17 protein-coding genes are annotated in these 15,943 nt (G+C 62.7%); 15 read left to right on the forward strand and 2 right to left on the reverse strand.

Going from position 1 to position 15,943, the window contains the following annotated elements; all coding sequences use genetic code 11:
- The first annotated feature begins 83 nt into the window (after positions 1 to 83).
- Positions 84 to 245: a hypothetical protein gene (locus MKR05_RS22185; protein ID WP_032429101.1), complete on the forward strand. Its 162-nt coding sequence runs from the start codon at positions 84 to 86 to the stop codon at positions 243 to 245.
- A gap of 62 nt (positions 246 to 307) precedes the next feature.
- On the forward strand, positions 308 to 682 hold the full coding sequence (gspS, locus tag MKR05_RS22190; RefSeq protein WP_048298627.1) for a type II secretion system pilot lipoprotein GspS: 375 nt from the start codon (positions 308 to 310) through the stop codon (positions 680 to 682).
- A gap of 39 nt (positions 683 to 721) precedes the next feature.
- On the opposite strand, the gene gspB is transcribed toward gspS, so the two are convergent.
- Both gspB and pulA read right to left on the reverse strand, forming a co-directional pair.
- On the reverse strand, positions 722 to 1,279 hold the full coding sequence (gspB, locus tag MKR05_RS22195; protein ID WP_048296723.1) for a type II secretion system assembly factor GspB: 558 nt from the start codon (positions 1,277 to 1,279) through the stop codon (positions 722 to 724).
- Positions 1,280 to 1,534: 255 nt separating this feature from the next.
- On the reverse strand, positions 1,535 to 4,825 hold the full coding sequence (pulA, locus tag MKR05_RS22200; RefSeq protein ID WP_080820700.1) for a pullulanase-type alpha-1,6-glucosidase: 3,291 nt from the start codon (positions 4,823 to 4,825) through the stop codon (positions 1,535 to 1,537).
- Positions 4,826 to 5,009: 184 nt separating this feature from the next.
- On the opposite strand from pulA, the gene MKR05_RS22205 reads away from it, so the two are divergent.
- The 13 genes from MKR05_RS22205 to MKR05_RS22265 are packed head-to-tail and all read left to right on the forward strand — an operon-like array spanning position 5,010 to position 15,938.
- A complete protein-coding gene (locus MKR05_RS22205; protein WP_032429281.1) occupies positions 5,010 to 5,147 on the forward strand; it encodes a hypothetical protein in 138 nt (45 codons plus the stop codon).
- Positions 5,132 to 5,974 (forward strand): type II secretion system protein GspC, encoded by an 843-nt coding sequence (gspC, locus tag MKR05_RS22210; protein WP_101989309.1) that lies wholly within the window; start codon positions 5,132 to 5,134, stop codon positions 5,972 to 5,974. The genes MKR05_RS22205 and gspC overlap by 16 nt, the downstream gene beginning before the upstream one ends.
- 9 nt (positions 5,975 to 5,983) lie before the next feature.
- Positions 5,984 to 7,957, forward strand: a complete 1,974-nt coding sequence (gene pulD, locus MKR05_RS22215; protein ID WP_023292027.1) for a GspD family T2SS secretin variant PulD — start codon at positions 5,984 to 5,986, stop codon at positions 7,955 to 7,957.
- Positions 7,954 to 9,447 carry a type II secretion system ATPase GspE gene (gene gspE / locus MKR05_RS22220; RefSeq protein ID WP_044521064.1) on the forward strand — a complete coding sequence of 498 codons (1,494 nt, stop codon included), beginning with the start codon at positions 7,954 to 7,956 and terminating at the stop codon, positions 9,445 to 9,447. The genes pulD and gspE overlap by 4 nt, the downstream gene beginning before the upstream one ends.
- Position 9,448: 1 nt before the next feature.
- Positions 9,449 to 10,663, forward strand: coding sequence for a type II secretion system inner membrane protein GspF (gene gspF / locus MKR05_RS22225; protein ID WP_023292025.1), 1,215 nt, complete (start codon positions 9,449 to 9,451; stop codon positions 10,661 to 10,663).
- 20 nt (positions 10,664 to 10,683) lie between these two features.
- The gene (gene gspG, locus MKR05_RS22230) at positions 10,684 to 11,106 is read left to right on the forward strand and encodes a type II secretion system major pseudopilin GspG (protein WP_002889054.1); all 423 of its coding nucleotides are present in this window, start codon (positions 10,684 to 10,686) and stop codon (positions 11,104 to 11,106) included.
- Positions 11,106 to 11,621: a type II secretion system minor pseudopilin GspH gene (gene gspH / locus MKR05_RS22235; RefSeq protein WP_060591174.1), complete on the forward strand. Its 516-nt coding sequence runs from the start codon at positions 11,106 to 11,108 to the stop codon at positions 11,619 to 11,621. Before gspG ends, gspH begins: the two co-directional genes overlap by 1 nt.
- The gene (gene gspI, locus MKR05_RS22240; RefSeq protein ID WP_032452553.1) at positions 11,618 to 11,983 is read left to right on the forward strand and encodes a type II secretion system minor pseudopilin GspI; all 366 of its coding nucleotides are present in this window, start codon (positions 11,618 to 11,620) and stop codon (positions 11,981 to 11,983) included. Before gspH ends, gspI begins: the two co-directional genes overlap by 4 nt.
- A complete protein-coding gene (gspJ, locus tag MKR05_RS22245) occupies positions 11,980 to 12,576 on the forward strand; it encodes a type II secretion system minor pseudopilin GspJ (RefSeq protein ID WP_023292022.1) in 597 nt (198 codons plus the stop codon). Before gspI ends, gspJ begins: the two co-directional genes overlap by 4 nt.
- Complete coding sequence (gene gspK / locus MKR05_RS22250; RefSeq protein ID WP_101989311.1) at positions 12,573 to 13,553, forward strand: type II secretion system minor pseudopilin GspK; 981 nt, start codon at positions 12,573 to 12,575, stop codon at positions 13,551 to 13,553. The genes gspJ and gspK overlap by 4 nt, the downstream gene beginning before the upstream one ends.
- Positions 13,546 to 14,742, forward strand: coding sequence for a type II secretion system protein GspL (gene gspL, locus MKR05_RS22255; protein WP_101989312.1), 1,197 nt, complete (start codon positions 13,546 to 13,548; stop codon positions 14,740 to 14,742). Before gspK ends, gspL begins: the two co-directional genes overlap by 8 nt.
- Positions 14,735 to 15,220: a type II secretion system protein M gene (locus tag MKR05_RS22260; protein ID WP_049014314.1), complete on the forward strand. Its 486-nt coding sequence runs from the start codon at positions 14,735 to 14,737 to the stop codon at positions 15,218 to 15,220. The genes gspL and MKR05_RS22260 overlap by 8 nt, the downstream gene beginning before the upstream one ends.
- The gene (locus MKR05_RS22265) at positions 15,210 to 15,938 is read left to right on the forward strand and encodes a type II secretion system protein N (RefSeq protein WP_101989313.1); all 729 of its coding nucleotides are present in this window, start codon (positions 15,210 to 15,212) and stop codon (positions 15,936 to 15,938) included. Before MKR05_RS22260 ends, MKR05_RS22265 begins: the two co-directional genes overlap by 11 nt.
- The last annotated feature ends 5 nt before the right edge of the window (positions 15,939 to 15,943 follow it).

Genomic DNA, 15,943 nt, shown 5'->3' on the forward strand with positions numbered 1-15,943 from the left:
AAAATGCGACATTCTTAACCAGCATTTTACCTCGTGCTCACGTAACAAGATGGGAAAGAGTATGTTTTTTAATAACATAAAAAATGACGCTCGCCCTGACGCCAAATGCGGCGGCATCATCTGCCGCAGAAAATATATTTTCCGGCCGCCAATGTTTATTATTGAAAGAAGTAAAGGGGATTAATCGAGTTTCTGCCAATAAAAATGAGAGCCTGTTAACATTTATGCAGAATCATATTTTATGATGACACCAGGGAAATATTTGTTAAACTAGCGGCCAGTGATTCATTATTTTGATTACTCTACTATGCGCATTCCGCTTATATTTCCGCTTTGCGTGGTGGCCGTGCTCTCTGGCTGCCAACAGAAACCCGCCTCAACGCTCAGTCCGGCCATCAGTAGCCAGGCGCAGCTCGAGCAGCTCTCGTCCGTGGCGGCAGGAACGCGCTATCTCAAGAATAAATGTAATCGTAGCGATCTGCCCGCCGATGAAGCTATTTATCGCGCGGTGGTGAATGTCGGCAAAGCGCGCGGCTGGGGAAATATTGACCCGGCAACGTTAAGCCAAAATAGCGACCGGCTTTACCAACAGCTTTTACAGGACAGCACCCCGGAAGCCGCGCAGTGCAGTCAATTTAATCGCCAGCTTGCTCCCTTTATTGCCAGCCTGCGCGGCGACTAAGCAAAATATCTTCAACGCGCATTTTATTGCGCGTGCCCCTTATTCGCCTTTCGGCTCCTCGTCAATTTTCCCGCCGGGCCAGTCCTCCAGCGCCGCGAGGGTAAAGGTCGTGCCGTTGAAGCTAAAGATCGTCACATCCTGCTGGATCTGCTCCACCACCAGATTGGGCAGCGGGGAGTCGCCCTCCGTCCACGCTTTGCCATTTAACACAATGCTGCGCTTTTCCGCTAACGAGGCGTAGACATGCGCGCTATAGCGCAGAGGCGGCAGCGTATCGCTGTCCACCACCGGCGCGGCGGGCGCACTGGGTTTTGTCGCCGGCGGCGGCGTCTTTGGTGCGGCCTCTCCGGCAGCGGTTAACGGCAGAAGCGCCGCATGCGCCACCGGCAAGGGCAGCGTTTGCGGCGGTGCCGGATGACGCCACTGCTCACCGCCAAACCAGCCGAGCGCGAATAATAATCCGGCGTACAGCGGGATAATCCAGCCTGGGATCTGCACCATCCGGCCGAGGATCACCGGCGCGTCCGCCTGCGCGGAAGGCGGCTGATGCGCCACCAGCGGGGGGATCCCTCTTTCACTGTCATCACGAACAATCACCACGATCTCCTGTTCCCTCACGATAACGAGAAGGCGCCCTTACGGGCGCCCCAAACGGCTGACAAAGCGCAATCTTCAGGGATTGCCCTGCGGCGCTGCGCTTGCGCGGGCCTACAGCTAACTGCATAACGGTTTGATATTGCAGTCCTTCACAGGCCGGGTAAGGCGAAAGCCGCCACCCGGCAGAAAGGCGGCACAATATCAAACCAGGTTTGTCATCAGCCAGAGGCGCCCTTACGGGCGCCCCACGTCACGTTATTTACTGCTCACCGGCAGGCCGGCGCCCTGCGATTCGCCCTGCGGCAATTCGAGAACGGCAACCGACCAGGCCGGCAGCGTGACCGAGCCGTCAGCGGCAATCTGCACGCCGCTGGCCAGCGAACGGTCGCCCGCCGCCTGCTGGATGGCGCTCAGCTGGAGCGATGCGCCGGCGAAATCCTGCAGCGTCCGGCTTTCCGGAGCGGCGTTAATCGCCACCACGATGCCGTCGACGCGGCTGTCCAGACTGGCGCCAGCCTGCATCCCGTCATCGATGGTCATCACCAGCAGACCGGTCTGCTGATCGGCGCCGGTATTGCGGAAGTCCACACGCTGCATCACCGTCGCGCCGTCGCCGAGGGTAAACAGCGGAGATGACTTACGCAGCGCGGTCAGCTCCTGATAAAACGCGGTCATCTGCTTGAGCTCGGCTTCACCCGGGGTGGCCACCCAGTCCTTCACGCGGGCGATGATGTCATAGTTGCTGCCATCATCGCTGCTGCGCGGCATACCGACGTTGTAGTTGTTGTCCTGCAGGGAGTAATCCACGCGGTTAAACCAGTCGCCGGAATCATACGAGTCGCGGGTAAAGGATTTGGAGCGCAGCAGCTCCGAACCCTGCTGGTCAAAGGCGATCCCCTGGCCGAGCATGACCGTGGCCAGCGACACCGCCTGCATCCGGACGCGGGTGTCGAGATCCGCCTCCTGAGCGGCTTTGTAGCTGATCATGTCCCACAGCGTCTGGTTGTCGTGTTTTGACACATAGTTCACGACTTCCGTCGGATCAGCCGCGTAGCCGCCAGGCGCGCCGTTATAATCAATCTCGCTGCCTCTCTTCACCGCGCCGTCTTTGTCGATCAGCACGAAGTCCGCAAGGTTACCGGCCATGCCGAGACGGGTCAGATCGGCGAGGTGGCGCGCCTGATCGTCGGTCAGGGTGGTCAGCTCATTCGGCAGAACGCCGGCCCCGCTGCCCACGCCCTGGTTCTGGCGCAATGCATCGCCGGAGTCGAACGGCCCGCCGCCGCGCACGGCGTCGCGCAGACGATCGGAGAAGGTGCCGATCCCGGTGCCTTTGAGATTGATTTGCGAGGCAATTTCAAAGCGATCGCTCTGGTTGGAATCCCAGCCTTCGCCAAAGAAGTAGATATCCGGGTTCAGCGCTTTAATGCGCTCCCAGGCCGAGAGGATCTGCGCTTTCGGGTGGTAGCCCATCAGGTCGAAGCGGAAGCCATCGATCTTATAATCGGTGGTCCATACCGCCAGTGAATCGGCGATAAGCTTGGCGAACATCCGGTGCTCTGGCGCCGAGTCGGAGCAACAGGTGGCCGATTCCACGCTGCCGGTGGTTTCGTTCAGACGCTGATAGTACCAGGGGACGATCTTATCCAATACCGAGGTGCGGTCGGTCGGACCGGCGGCGTTGGTGTGGTTGTACACCACGTCCATAATGACGTTCATTCCCAGATCCTGCTTGATCGCCTGAATCATGGTGCGGAACTCTTTAATGCGCGCCGTGCCTTCCGGGTCGGTGGCGTAGGATCCTTCCGGTACTGTGTAGTGGAACGGATCGTAGCCCCAGTTATAGGAATCGGTCTGCGCCACCAGCGTATTCAACGCCTGCACCTGCGGGTTATCCTTACTGTCGTTCTGCTTCAGCTGAGTCAGCACCTCTTCAACCGTCGAACCGCTGTCGCAATAGCCCGCGAACTCGCTGCTCTTCACCGCGCTGTTGACCTCGCACAGGCGACTGAACGGCTGCTGAATATCGGCGACTTTGTCGCTGAACTCATTGACCGTCGCCAGATCGAAGACCGGCAGCAGCTCAATATGGGTCACGCCCGAGGCCGACAGCTGCTTCAGATGCTGAACCATATTGCTCTCCTGGGCGGTGAGCGCCAGATACTTACCGCGCAGCTCCGCAGGAACGGTTTGATCCCAGGCGGAGAGATCGCGAATATGCGATTCGTGGATCGTCATCTTCGCCAGGTCAGCTTTGGTTTTCTGCGCGTGCGGCATCGTCAGCCCGTCCCAGCCTTCCGGCTTCAGCGCGCTGTCGTTCAGATCGACCACCTGGCTGTACTCCGAGTTGGTCGACAAACTGTGGGCGTAGGGATCGGTCACTTCGTACTGCTCGACTTTGCGCGACTGCGGGTGGTAGACCGTCATCGCGTAGCGGTAGAACGCGCCCTTCAGGTCGCTCCCTCCCTGCCAGGACCAGGCGCCGGAGGCGCTGTCGCGAGTCATCGGGTGGCTGGCAACCACTTTCTTGTCCGCACTGTAGAGCACCAGCTCGACCTGCTGCGCCGTGGGCGCCCAGACGCGGAAGGTCACGCCGCTATCGGTTAGCTGGGCGCCATAGCTCAGCGCCTCGGCGGCGGCGGCATAGGTATCATCCAGCACGCCGGCGGTCTGCACCTGGGTGGCGGAGCTCAGTATCCCGTCGCTTTCGGCGGATATCGCCACCGTCTCGCCCTGCAGCAATTCCTCGACGTTGACGTCATCCGGCAGCTTAAAGGCAGGATAGCTGGCGAGATGCGGGAAGCGCATGCTCACCTGCTGGCTGACGGTGGTCGGGGTCAGCTTGACATACTTATCGGTAAATTCGCCGTTACTGTCGGCGGCCACCTTACTGCTGTGGCTGTAATAGAGACGCACAATGGGTTTATTTTCCCCGCCCGGCCACAGCAGAGTGGTCTTATCGACCCAGTGCGCATCGGCCAGCGCCACGCCAAAGGCGGCGCGGAAGGCGTCGGCGCGGGAGTCATAGACCGCGCTGTTGCCGGCGATGACCGATACCGTCCGATCGGTGAAATCACTGAAAGAGACGCGCAGGTCGCTGTCGATAAGCTTATTGGTGCCATCGCGGACGATCACGTTGATACACCCGCTCTCTTTAGTCAGCGGGATCACCCAGTAAGGGCCATATTTGTCGCTGCCGGTCGGCGTGGTGCTGACATCATTCCAGTCCGCCACCGGCGCGCTCAGCGCATCACAGGTTTCGTTATTCCACAGATAGAGGTTTTTGCTGGCATAGTCGGCCGGCGCGCTGCTGGTGATGCCGGCGATATCGACGAGGTGAATGACAGCCTGGTTGGCAGAGGCCTGTACCGCTTCGCCAGGGACGGCAACGTCCGGTAAACGGACGACGACATCCTGCGGGTCGGGCGTGCCAGGATTACCGGGTTCGCCAGGTGAGCCAGAGGAAGAGGAGGAAGAGCTGTTATCACAGCCACTCAATAATACTAACGATCCAAGAAATAGGGCATGACAGGTATATCTGAGCATTCGATAGTCCCTAATATGCTTATTAAATTATAAAAGGTAAGAAAGGATGAATATCTTTACAGCGCGCTAATTAGATATTTTTGCTTTCTCAGGCGCAATCATCCCCCACAAATGAGAGGGGGGCGTAGAAAGCCGGGGGAGTAAATGAATAAAGGGAATGACGACCGCAAACCGCAAACTGATTATGATTCGCCACGCTTATCGCCACTCTCCGGCAATAATTCATTCAAAAGCCAATAATCACCTACCTGTTTCGGTAGGGTATTACGCCAGCGTGCAGAAAAATAAATTAGCAAAGGGATTAAAATGCCAGTTTCTGTGATGGGGTTAACAAATACAAATAAAGGGATAATTAAATTATTACCCCAAATTGTGACGCTCATCATATTAATAACCGCCATTCCGCAGCTGGCGAAATTAACCTGGCGAGTGGTATTCCCTGTCAGTTCTGAGGATATTTCCGCCCTGCCGTTAACCGCGCCTCCGGCAGCGGAACCGGAATTAAAAAACGTGCGGCCCGCGTTTACCCTGTTTGGCCTGGCGACGAAAAATCCCCCCGCGCCAGCGGAGGCCACCAGCCTCGATCAGGTGCCGGTTTCCAGCCTGAAGCTACGCCTGGCCGGGCTGCTCGCCAGCAGCAACCCGGCGCGTTCCATTGCGATTATTGAAAAAGGAAATCAGCAGGTTAGCCTTAGCGTCGGCGATTCCACCCCGGGATACGATGCACAGATCGCTGCCATCCTGCCAGACCGGATCATCGTCAACTATCAGGGGCGCCAGGAGGCCATTTTATTATTTAACGATACCCGCGCGTCGTCGTCATCGCCCGCCGCCGCGCCCCGTCCGCCCCTTATGAAGCGACTCCGTGAGCAGCCGCAAAATATCCTCACTTATTTAACGATTTCGCCGGTACTCAGCGGCGACAAACTGCAGGGCTACCGACTTAACCCTGGCAAAGACGCCTCGCTGTTTCGCCAGGCCGGCCTGCAGGCAAATGATTTGGCGATCGCCTTAAATGGCATCGATTTACGCGATCAGGAACAAGCGCAACAGGCGCTGCAGAATCTGGCCGATATGACCGAAATAACGCTAACCGTTGAGCGGGAAGGCCAACGACACGATATTGCTTTCTCCCTGGGGGATGAATAATTGCCAACCATGAAACGCCTGCGAAAAATGCTTCCTGCGCTGCTGATATTAACCCCGCTGCTATTTTCTCCGGCCGCCGCGGAGGAATTTTCCGCCAGTTTTAAAGGCACCGATATCCAGGAATTTATCAATACCGTCAGCAAAAACCTGAATAAAACGGTGATTATCGATCCCAGCGTACGCGGCACTATCACCGTGCGCAGTTACGATATGCTCAATGAAGAGCAATATTATCAATTCTTCCTCAGCGTGCTGGATGTATATGGCTTCGCCGTGATTAATATGAATAACGGCGTGCTGAAGGTGGTCCGCGCCAAAGATGCCAAGACCTCGGCCGTTCCGGTCGCCAGCGAGGCCGCGCCGGGCGAAGGCGATGAGGTCGTCACCCGGGTGGTGCCCCTGACCAACGTCGCCGCTCGCGATCTCGCGCCGCTGCTCCGCCAGCTGAACGATAACGCTGGCGCCGGCAGCGTGGTCCATTATGAACCTTCCAACGTCCTGCTGATGACCGGCCGCGCGGCGGTGATCAAACGCCTGCTGACCATTGTCGAACGCGTCGACAACGCCGGGGATCGCAGCGTGGTGACCGTGCCTCTCTCCTGGGCCTCCGCCGCGGAGGTGGTCAAACTGGTTACCGAACTCAACAAAGACACCAGCAAGTCGGCGCTGCCGGGATCGATGGTGGCGAACGTGGTGGCCGATGAGCGCACCAACTCGGTGCTGGTGAGCGGCGAGCCAAACTCGCGCCAGCGCATTATCGCCATGATCAAACAGCTCGACCGCCAGCAGGCGGTGCAGGGCAACACCAAAGTGATCTACCTGAAGTACGCCAAAGCCGCCGATCTGGTGGAGGTCCTGACCGGGATCAGCAGCTCGCTGCAGAACGATAAGCAAAGCGCCAAGCCGGTGGCCGCGATCGATAAAAATATTATTATCAAAGCCCACGGCCAGACCAACGCCCTGATCGTCACCGCGGCGCCGGACGTGATGAACGATCTGGAGCGGGTGATCGCCCAGCTGGATATCCGCCGCCCGCAGGTGCTGGTGGAGGCGATTATCGCCGAAGTGCAGGATGCCGACGGACTCAACCTCGGTATCCAGTGGGCCAATAAAAACGCCGGCATGACCCAGTTTACCAACAGCGGATTGCCGATCTCCACCGCGATCGCCGGCGCCAACCAGTACAACAAAGACGGCACCATCAGCAGCTCGCTGGCCAGCGCCCTCGGCTCGTTTAACGGTATCGCCGCCGGCTTCTACCAGGGGAACTGGGCGATGCTGCTCACCGCCCTCTCCAGCAGTACCAAGAACGATATTCTGGCCACCCCCAGCATCGTCACCCTCGACAATATGCAAGCCACCTTCAACGTCGGCCAGGAAGTCCCGGTGTTAACCGGCTCGCAAACCACCTCCGGCGACAACATCTTCAATACCGTCGAGCGCAAAACCGTGGGCATTAAGCTGAAGGTGAAACCGCAGATTAACGAAGGCGATGCCGTGCTGCTGGAGATTGAGCAGGAAGTATCGAGCGTCGCCGATTCGGCCTCCAGCACCAGCAGCGATCTCGGGGCGACCTTTAATACCCGGACGGTGAATAACGCCGTGCTGGTGGGCAGCGGCGAAACGGTGGTGGTTGGCGGGCTGCTGGATAAAAGCGTCACCGATAGCGCCGACAAAGTGCCGCTGCTCGGCGACATCCCGGTGATCGGCGCGCTGTTCCGCTCCGACAGCAAGAAAGTGTCGAAACGCAACCTGATGCTGTTTATCCGCCCGACCATTATTCGCGACCGCGATGAGTACCGCCGGGCCTCCTCCGGCCAGTACACCGCCTTCAACGATGCGCAAACCAAACAGCGGGGCAAAGAGAGCAGCGAAGCATCGCTCAGCAACGATCTGCTGCACATCTATCCGCAGCAGGAGACCCAGGCCTTCCGCCAGGTTAGCGCCGCCATTGACGCCTTTAACCTCGGAGGCCGCCCATGACGCCAGCCGCCGAACGCCGTCCGCTGTTGCCCTTCGCGTGGGCCCGCGCGCACCATCTGGTGCTGCTCAGCGACGGCGAACGCTGCGAAGCGCTGTGCCGCGCTGATACCGCCGCCCGGGCGCTGCTGGAAGCGCGCCGCCTGGCGGACGGACCGATGAGCGTCAGCCGTCTGGCGCCGGAAGCGTTCGAGAAAGTGCTGGTGCTCAGCTATCAGCGCGACTCGGCGGAAGCGCACCGGATGATGGCCGACATCGGCAATGAGCTTGACCTCTATACCCTCGCCGAAGAGCTGCCGGATACCGACGATCTGCTCGACAGCGAAGACGATGCGCCGATTATCCGTCTGATCAACGCCATGCTCACCGAGGCCATCAAAGAGAAAGCCTCCGATATCCATATCGAAACCTATGAGCGCCATTTGCAAATTCGCTTTCGCGTCGACGGCGTGCTGCGGGAAATTCTGCGCCCGCAGCGGCGGCTGGCCGCGCTGCTCATTTCGCGCATCAAGGTGATGGCGAGCCTGGACATTGCCGAAAAACGGGTGCCCCAGGATGGCCGCATGGCGCTGCGTATCGGCGGGCGGGCGATAGACGTGCGCGTCTCCACCCTGCCCTCCAGCCACGGCGAACGCGTGGTGCTGCGCCTGCTGGACAAAAACAGCGTCAACCTGGATCTGCAGACGCTGGGCATGCCCCCCGCCCTGCTTGACCAGGTCGACGCGCTGATCGCCCGGCCACACGGCATCATTCTGGTCACCGGGCCGACCGGATCCGGGAAAAGCACAACGCTCTACGCCGCCCTCAGCCGCCTCGACGCCCGGGAGCGCAACATCATGACCATTGAAGATCCGGTGGAGTATGAGCTGGAAGGTATCGGCCAGACCCAGGTCAACGCCAAAGTCGAGATGACCTTCGCCCGCGGCCTGCGCGCCATACTGCGCCAGGATCCGGACGTGGTGCTGGTGGGCGAAATCCGCGATGGCGAAACCGCCCAGATCGCCGTCCAGGCCTCGCTGACCGGCCACCTGGTGCTGTCGACGCTGCACACTAACAGCGCGCTGGGGGCCGTTTCCCGCCTGCAGGATATGGGGGTGGAGCCCTTTTTACTCTCCACTTCGCTGCTGGCGGTGATGTCGCAGCGGCTGGTGCGTCGGCTGTGCCCGCACTGTCGTCAGCCCTGGCAGGCGGATGCTGACGCCGCCCGGCAGATGGCGGTCCCGGCCGGTACGCCGTTGTGGCAGCCAAAAGGCTGCGCCCGGTGTAATTTCACCGGCTATCGCGGACGCACCGGCATTCACGAGCTGCTGCTCATTGACGACCGCGTCCGCGCCGCCATCCACCGCGGCGAAAATGAGATCACCCTGATCCAGCAGCTGGGGCCAGCCTGGCAGACCCTGCGCCATGCCGGGCGCGATAAAGCGCTGGCGGGGATCACCAGCTGGGAGGAGGTGATGCGGGTCACCGAACAGCAAACGGCGGACAGCGTCTGAGATGGCCCTCTTTCGCTATCAGGCGCTGGACGCGCAGGGCAAAACCCGCCGCGGCGTTCAACAAGCCGACTCCGCCCGCCACGCCCGCCAGCTGCTGCGGGACAAGGGCTGGCTGGCGCTGGAAGTGGCCGCCGCCGACCCGGCGAGCCGGCTGTGGCGCGGCGGGCTGATCGCCCGGCGCACCAGCGCCGGTGATTTAGCCCTGCTCACTCGCCAGCTGGCCACCCTGGTCGCCGCCGGCATTCCGCTGGAAAAAGCGCTCGATGCCGTCGCCCAGCAGTGCGAAAAGGCGTCGCTGAGAACGTTAATGGCCGGGGTGCGCAGCAAAGTGCTTGAAGGCCATTCGCTGGCGGAGGCGATGCGCGCCTATCCCGCCTGCTTCGATGGCCTGTTCTGCGCCATGGTGGCGGCCGGCGAAACCTCCGGCCATCTCGACGGCGTGCTGAACCGGCTGGCGGACTATACCGAGCAGCGCCAGCAGCTTCGCGCCCGCCTGCTACAGGCGATGATCTACCCCATCGTGCTGACGCTGGTCGCCATCAGCGTGATCGCCATTCTGCTCTCCACCGTGGTGCCGAAAGTCGTCGAGCAGTTTGTCCATCTAAAACAGGCCCTGCCCTTCTCTACCCGGCTGCTGATGAGCCTGAGCGACATTGTGCGCAGCGCGGGCCCCTGGCTGGTGCTGCTGTCATTCCTGGCGCTGCTGGGGCTGCGCTATCTGCTGCGCCAGCCCGCCCGGCGGCTCGCCTGGGACCGGGCGCTGCTGCGTCTGCCGGTCATCGGCCGCGTGACGCGCAGCGTCAACAGCGCGCGCTACGCCCGCACCTTAAGCATTCTCAACGCCAGCGCGGTGCCGCTGCTGCTGTCGATGCGCATCAGCGCCGGCGTCCTCAGCAATGCCTGGGCGCGCAGCCAGCTGGAGACCGCCAGCGAATCGGTGCGCGAGGGCGTCAGCCTGCATCGCGCGCTGGAGGCGACAGCGCTGTTTCCGCCGATGATGCGCTACATGATCGCCAGCGGCGAGCAAAGCGGTGAGCTGACCGCCATGCTGGAGCGCGCGGCGGAGAACCAGGACCGGGAGCTGAGCGCGCAGATCCAGATGTCCCTCAGCCTGTTTGAACCCCTGCTGGTGGTCACCATGGCCGGCATGGTGCTGTTTATCGTGCTGGCCATCCTGCAGCCGATCCTGCAACTGAATACCCTTATGAGTATGTGACTGTATTAATGGAGAAAACTATGCAACGGCAACGCGGCTTCACGTTACTGGAAATTATGGTGGTGATCGTCATTCTCGGCATCCTCGCCAGCCTGGTGGTACCTAACCTGATGGGCAACAAGGAGAAAGCGGACCGCCAGAAGGTGGTCAGCGATCTGGTGGCGCTCGAGGGGGCGCTGGACATGTATAAGCTGGACAACAGCCGCTACCCGAATACCGAACAGGGACTGCAGGCGCTGGTAACCGCCCCGGCCGCCGAGCCGCATGCCCGCAACTACCCGGAAGGGGGCTATATCCGCCGCCTGCCGCAGGACCCGTGGGGAAATGAGTATCAGCTGTTAAGCCCCGGTCAGCATGGCGCCATCGACGTCTTCAGCGTCGGCCCGGACGGGATGCCCGACACCAATGACGACATCGGCAACTGGACCCTCGGGAAGAAATAGTGTCTCAGCGCGGTTTCACCCTCCTGGAAATGATGCTGGTCCTGCTGCTGATCGGCATCAGCGCCAGCATGGTGCTGCTGGCGTTTCCCTCCGCCCGCACCCAGGAGGCCACGCAGATCCTGGCGCGCTTTCAGGCACAGCTGGACTTTGTCCGCGAGCGCGGGCAGCAAACCGGCCAGCTCTTCGGGATCGTCATCCACCCTGACCGCTGGCAGTTTATGCGTTTGCAGCCTGCAGACGAAGGCGCCCCGGCGGCGGCTGACGACCGCTGGGGCAACGCGCAGTGGCTGCCGCTGCAGGCCGGGCGCGCCACCACGGCGGAAACCCTCCCGCAGGCCAGGCTGACGCTGCGCTTTCCCGACGGCCAGGCGTGGACGCCAGGCGAGCAGCCCGACGTGATCATCTTCCCCGGCGGCGAAGTCACGCCGTTTCAGCTGCGGATTGACGCCGCGACGGGCATCAACATCGACGCCCAGGGCGACAGTCAGCAGCTGGCGGCGCGGGAGCAGCCATGAAACGCGAGAGCGGAATGACGCTTATCGAAGTGATGGTCGCGCTGGTGATTTTCGCCCTCGCCGGCCTGGCGGTGATGCAGTCCACCCTGCAGCAGACGCGCCAGCTTGGGCGTATGGAAGAGAAAATCCTCGCCAGCTGGCTGGCGGATAATCAGCTGGTGCAGCTGCGGCTGGAGAAACGCTGGCCCGCCCTCAGCTGGTCCGAAACCACCGTGGAGGCCGCCGGGACGCGCTGGTTCGTCCGCTGGCAGGGGGTGGAAACCGCGCTGCCGCAGCTGCGGGCGCTGGACGTGGAGGTCCGGCGGCAAAAAAGCGATCCCGCACCGCTGGCGACGCTTCGCACCTGGGTGACGTCGCCATGATAACGAAAATGCGCGGTTTCACCCTGATTGAAACGCTGCTGGCGCTGGCTATCCTCGCCGTCCTCAGCGCCGCCGCCGTGATGGTGCTGCAGAACGTCATCCGCGCCGATGGCCTGACCCGCGAGAAGAGCCAGCAGATCGCCGCCCTCCAGCGCGCCTTTCGCCAGATCGCCGATGATGTCACGCACATCATTCCCCGTCGCGCCAGAAACAGCGACACGCTTTTCTTCGCCGGACGTTTCCAGTTGCAGAGCGACGACTGGGGGCTGGCCTTCAGCCGCAGCGGCTGGCCGAATCCGCTGGGGATCCTCCCGCGCTCGGAGATCCAGAACGTCAGCTACCGCCTGCGCCAGCAGCAGCTTGAACGACTCAGCTTCGATCAGCAGGATCCGCTGACCGGCAGCCAGCCGACGGTCCGGGTGCTGCTGCGCGAGGTGACGGCGTTTCGCCTGCGGTTTTATGCCGACGGGCGCTGGCAGGAGACCTGGGACCGCTCGCAGTCGCTGCCGCAGGGGCTGGAGATCACCCTGACGCTGGCGAACAGCGGGGAGATAACCCGCCTGTTTTTACTCACCCCGGGAGGCGGCCAGTGAAAAATCGGCAACGCGGCGTCGCGCTCCTGATGGTGCTGTTCATCCTCGCCCTGATGATGATCCTCGCCAGCGCCATGACCGAACGCACCTCGGTCATGTATCAACACACCGCCGTGACCCTCGATAATCTGCAGGCCAGATGGTACGCCCTGGCGGCGGAAAACATGGCCGCCGCGCTACTGCAACGCGACGCGCTGGACTCGCCCAGTCAAACAAACCTGGCGCAAACCTGGGCGCAGGAGGGACGCCGCTTTACCCTCGACGATGGCGAAATCCTCGCCACGATCCGCGACGGGCACGCCTGCTTTAATCTCAATGCCATCAACCATCGCGCGGATGAGACCAGCGGCGGTACGCCCTACCCGACCGACGTCTTCGCCCGGCTGCTGGCGCTGCTCGGCGAGTCGCCGCTGCGCGCCAGCCAGATCGCCGCCGCCCTCGGCGACTGGACGGACAGCGACGGCCAGCCGCGGCTGAACGGCGCGGAAGACGAGGTCTATATGGCGCAAACCCCGGGCTATCTCGCCGCCAACCAGCCGATGCAGGATGTCAGCGAGCTGCGCCTGCTGGCCGGAATGGACGCCGCGCTCTATCAGCGCCTGCTCCCCTTCGTCTGCGTCCAGCCGAATGACGCGCTGCAGGTCAATGTCAACACCCTGCGCCCCTCCCAGGCCGCCCTGCTGGCGGCCCTCTTTCCCGGCGATCTGACGCTGCAGGAGGCGCAACAGCTGCTGCACAACCGCCCGCGAACCGGGTGGAGCAGCGTCGCCGCCTTTCTCGCGCAGCCGACGCTGCAGAAAACCGATACCACGCTCGCCCGTCCCTGGCTGACGGTGCACAGCACACGCTTTATCGCCGCCTTCACCGTGGTGACCGGCAACCTTCGCTTTCAGCTGCACAGCGTCCTGCAACAGGAGGGGCGCGCCTTTACCGTCGTCCAGCGGCGATACGGACTTTCTATGGTGGTTGATGAATAAGTTTAACGCTTCCCCCCAGGCCATGCTGATCGTGCGCTTCGCCCCCGGGCAGGCGCCGCTGCACTGGCAACTCTTCGCCCCCGGCGAGCCGCACCACGAAGCCAGCGGCCGGTGGCCGGCTGACGACGCCAGCCCTTTCCCGACACTGGCGGCGCATTACCCGGCCTGGGTGCTGATCCCGGCCAGCGACTGCGCGTTTCACACCCTCACCCTGCCGGCGGGCCTGCGTAAACCGCCGCTGCAGGTGGCCCCCTTCCTGCTGGAAGAGCAGCTGGCCGACGAGGTGGAAGCCACCCATTTTGCCCTGCTCCACCGCCAGCAGGCCCAGTGCGAGATCGTCGCCGTGCAGCGGCAAAAAATGCGCGACTGGCTGGCGCGCTGCGAGTCGCTCTCGCTACGGCCCCTGGCGTTGACGCCCGATGTGCTGGCCCTGCCCTGGCAACCGCCGGCGTGGAGCGCGGTGCAGGCGGACGACCAGTGGCTGATCCGCCACCAGCCATGGGCCGGCATGGCGGCGGAACCCCCCTGGCTGGCGGAGCTGCTGCAGGGCGAGGCGGAAGAGCACGTCATCGACAGCTATTCGCCGCCGCCCGCGGCGCCGGGAGAGTGGCGCGCGCAGCCTGCGCAGACGCTGCTCTCCCTTGCCGCAAGTCATCCGGCGGCGCAGAAGCTCAGTCTGCTGCAGGGGGAGTTCGCCGTCCGCCGTCGGCGGCCTGATCAGACGAGCTGGCGTCCGGCGCGGTATGCCGCGCTGGCCCTGGCGCTGCTGCTGGCGGTTAACAGCGTGCTGGATCATCGCGATCTGGCGCGTCAGGCCGAGGCCGCCCGGCAGGCCAGCCGGGCCTACTATCATCGCTGGTTTCCAACGGAGAAAAAGGTGATTAACCCGCGACTGCAGATGCAGCAGCATCTGCAAACCCTTGCCCGTCAGGCGCAGCATGCCCCCCTCGTCGACCGCCTCAGCGCGTTGCAAAACATCATCAGCGAAACGCCGGGGATCCGCCTGCGGGCGCTGAGCTGGGATGCCGCAGGCAACCGTCTGCAGCTGGATATCGCCGCGGCCTCTTCCCGGGCGCTGGAGCAGTTTACCCAGCGAGCGCAGCCGCGGTTTCGCGTCCGGCCAGGCGACATGACCACCAGGCCGGATGGCATTGAGGGACAGCTGACGCTGGAGGAAAACGATGGCTAATCTGCTCATCTGGTGGCGGCAGCGCACGCTGTCCGAGCAGCGCCTGCTGCTCGGCCTGGCGGGATTGCTGACAGCCTGCGCCCTCTGGTACGGGCTGTGGCAGCCCTGGCGGGCCCGCGAGGCGCAGTGGCGGCAAACCCTGGTGAAAGAGCAGGCCAGCCTGCGCTGGATGACGCAGCAGGATCCGCGCCTGCAGCAGCTCAGCCAGCAGCCCGCGCCGGCGGCAAAAGAGGCGCTCACCGCGCTGGTGATGCGCGAGGCGGCGAGCCACGGGCTGGAAGTCGTTCGTCTGCAGCCGCAGGGGAAACGTCTGCAGGTCACCCTTCAGCCCTGCGCCTTCCAGGCGCTAATGGACTGGCTGGACGCCCCGGCGATGCGCGGCGTCAACGCGGTCTCGCTGTCCGTAACCGGGCAGCCGTCGCGGCCGGGCTGGGTCACAGTCAACCATCTGCTGCTGGAGCGCGACGATGAAAGCTAACGGGCTCGCAGGTGGGCTACTGCTGGCGCTCTATCTGCTGTGGTTGACCGCCACCGCCCCGGCGCGTCTGTTAGTCCCGATGCTGCCGCCCGAGGTACAGGTGGCCAACCTTAGCGGCAGCATCTGGCGCGGCGCGGCGCAGTCGGTCTCCTGGCGCGGCGTGCGGCTTGAGCGGCTGACGTGGTCGCTCACCCTGGCTGGCTGGCAGATCGCGCTCAGCGATCCCCGCGGCGTGGAGGGTCAGGCCCGGCTGTGGGGCATCCGCGATCTGCGTCTGCAGGAGGGGCGGCTCACCGCCCCCGCCAGCCTGCTTGGACGCTGGCTAACGCCGACTATGCCCGTCAGCGCCGAGGGAGAGGTCACTTTCAGCCTGGCCGAAGCGCACTTCAGCGAGGGGCGCTGCCGGCAAATCACCGCCGGACGCGCGCAGTGGCGTCAGGCCCGGCTGCACTCTCCGGTCGGTAGCCTGGAGCTGGCCCAGGTCAGTGGCGCCTTAAGCTGTACGGTGAACGGCGCCGTGGCGCTGGCCATCCGCCAGGATTCTCATCAGTTGAGCCTCAGCGGCCAGGGAACCCTGTCGCCCGATGGCCGCTATCTGTTTCGCGGTACGCTACAGCCCCGTCAGGGGATGCCGCCCCTGCTGGCGCTGCTGGTCGCCCGCCCGATGGCGAAAAACGCCCCGGGCCCGACGCCGTGGCAGCTGCAGGGAAAATGGTGATTAAA

Source organism: Klebsiella sp. K5-204 (assembly GCF_030128585.1).
Taxonomy (GTDB): domain Bacteria; phylum Pseudomonadota; class Gammaproteobacteria; order Enterobacterales; family Enterobacteriaceae; genus Klebsiella; species Klebsiella quasipneumoniae.

What these genes read in the sequence shown, in the direction of transcription:
- MKR05_RS22265 (WP_101989313.1), top strand. Translation starts at nt 15,210, where the DNA reads ATGAAAGCTAACGGGCTCGCAGGTGGGCTACTGCTGGCGCTCTATCTG.
- MKR05_RS22185 (WP_032429101.1), top strand. Translation starts at nt 84, where the DNA reads ATGACGCTCGCCCTGACGCCAAATGCGGCGGCATCATCTGCCGCAGAA.
- pulD (WP_023292027.1), top strand. Translation starts at nt 5,984, where the DNA reads ATGAAACGCCTGCGAAAAATGCTTCCTGCGCTGCTGATATTAACCCCG.
- gspF (WP_023292025.1), top strand. Translation starts at nt 9,449, where the DNA reads ATGGCCCTCTTTCGCTATCAGGCGCTGGACGCGCAGGGCAAAACCCGC.
- gspL (WP_101989312.1), top strand. Translation starts at nt 13,546, where the DNA reads ATGAATAAGTTTAACGCTTCCCCCCAGGCCATGCTGATCGTGCGCTTC.
- gspE (WP_044521064.1), top strand. Translation starts at nt 7,954, where the DNA reads ATGACGCCAGCCGCCGAACGCCGTCCGCTGTTGCCCTTCGCGTGGGCC.
- pulA (WP_080820700.1), bottom strand. Translation starts at nt 4,825, where the DNA reads ATGCTCAGATATACCTGTCATGCCCTATTTCTTGGATCGTTAGTATTA.
- gspI (WP_032452553.1), top strand. Translation starts at nt 11,618, where the DNA reads ATGAAACGCGAGAGCGGAATGACGCTTATCGAAGTGATGGTCGCGCTG.
- MKR05_RS22260 (WP_049014314.1), top strand. Translation starts at nt 14,735, where the DNA reads ATGGCTAATCTGCTCATCTGGTGGCGGCAGCGCACGCTGTCCGAGCAG.
- gspG (WP_002889054.1), top strand. Translation starts at nt 10,684, where the DNA reads ATGCAACGGCAACGCGGCTTCACGTTACTGGAAATTATGGTGGTGATC.
- gspS (WP_048298627.1), top strand. Translation starts at nt 308, where the DNA reads ATGCGCATTCCGCTTATATTTCCGCTTTGCGTGGTGGCCGTGCTCTCT.
- gspJ (WP_023292022.1), top strand. Translation starts at nt 11,980, where the DNA reads ATGATAACGAAAATGCGCGGTTTCACCCTGATTGAAACGCTGCTGGCG.
- MKR05_RS22205 (WP_032429281.1), top strand. Translation starts at nt 5,010, where the DNA reads ATGATTCGCCACGCTTATCGCCACTCTCCGGCAATAATTCATTCAAAA.
- gspC (WP_101989309.1), top strand. Translation starts at nt 5,132, where the DNA reads ATGCCAGTTTCTGTGATGGGGTTAACAAATACAAATAAAGGGATAATT.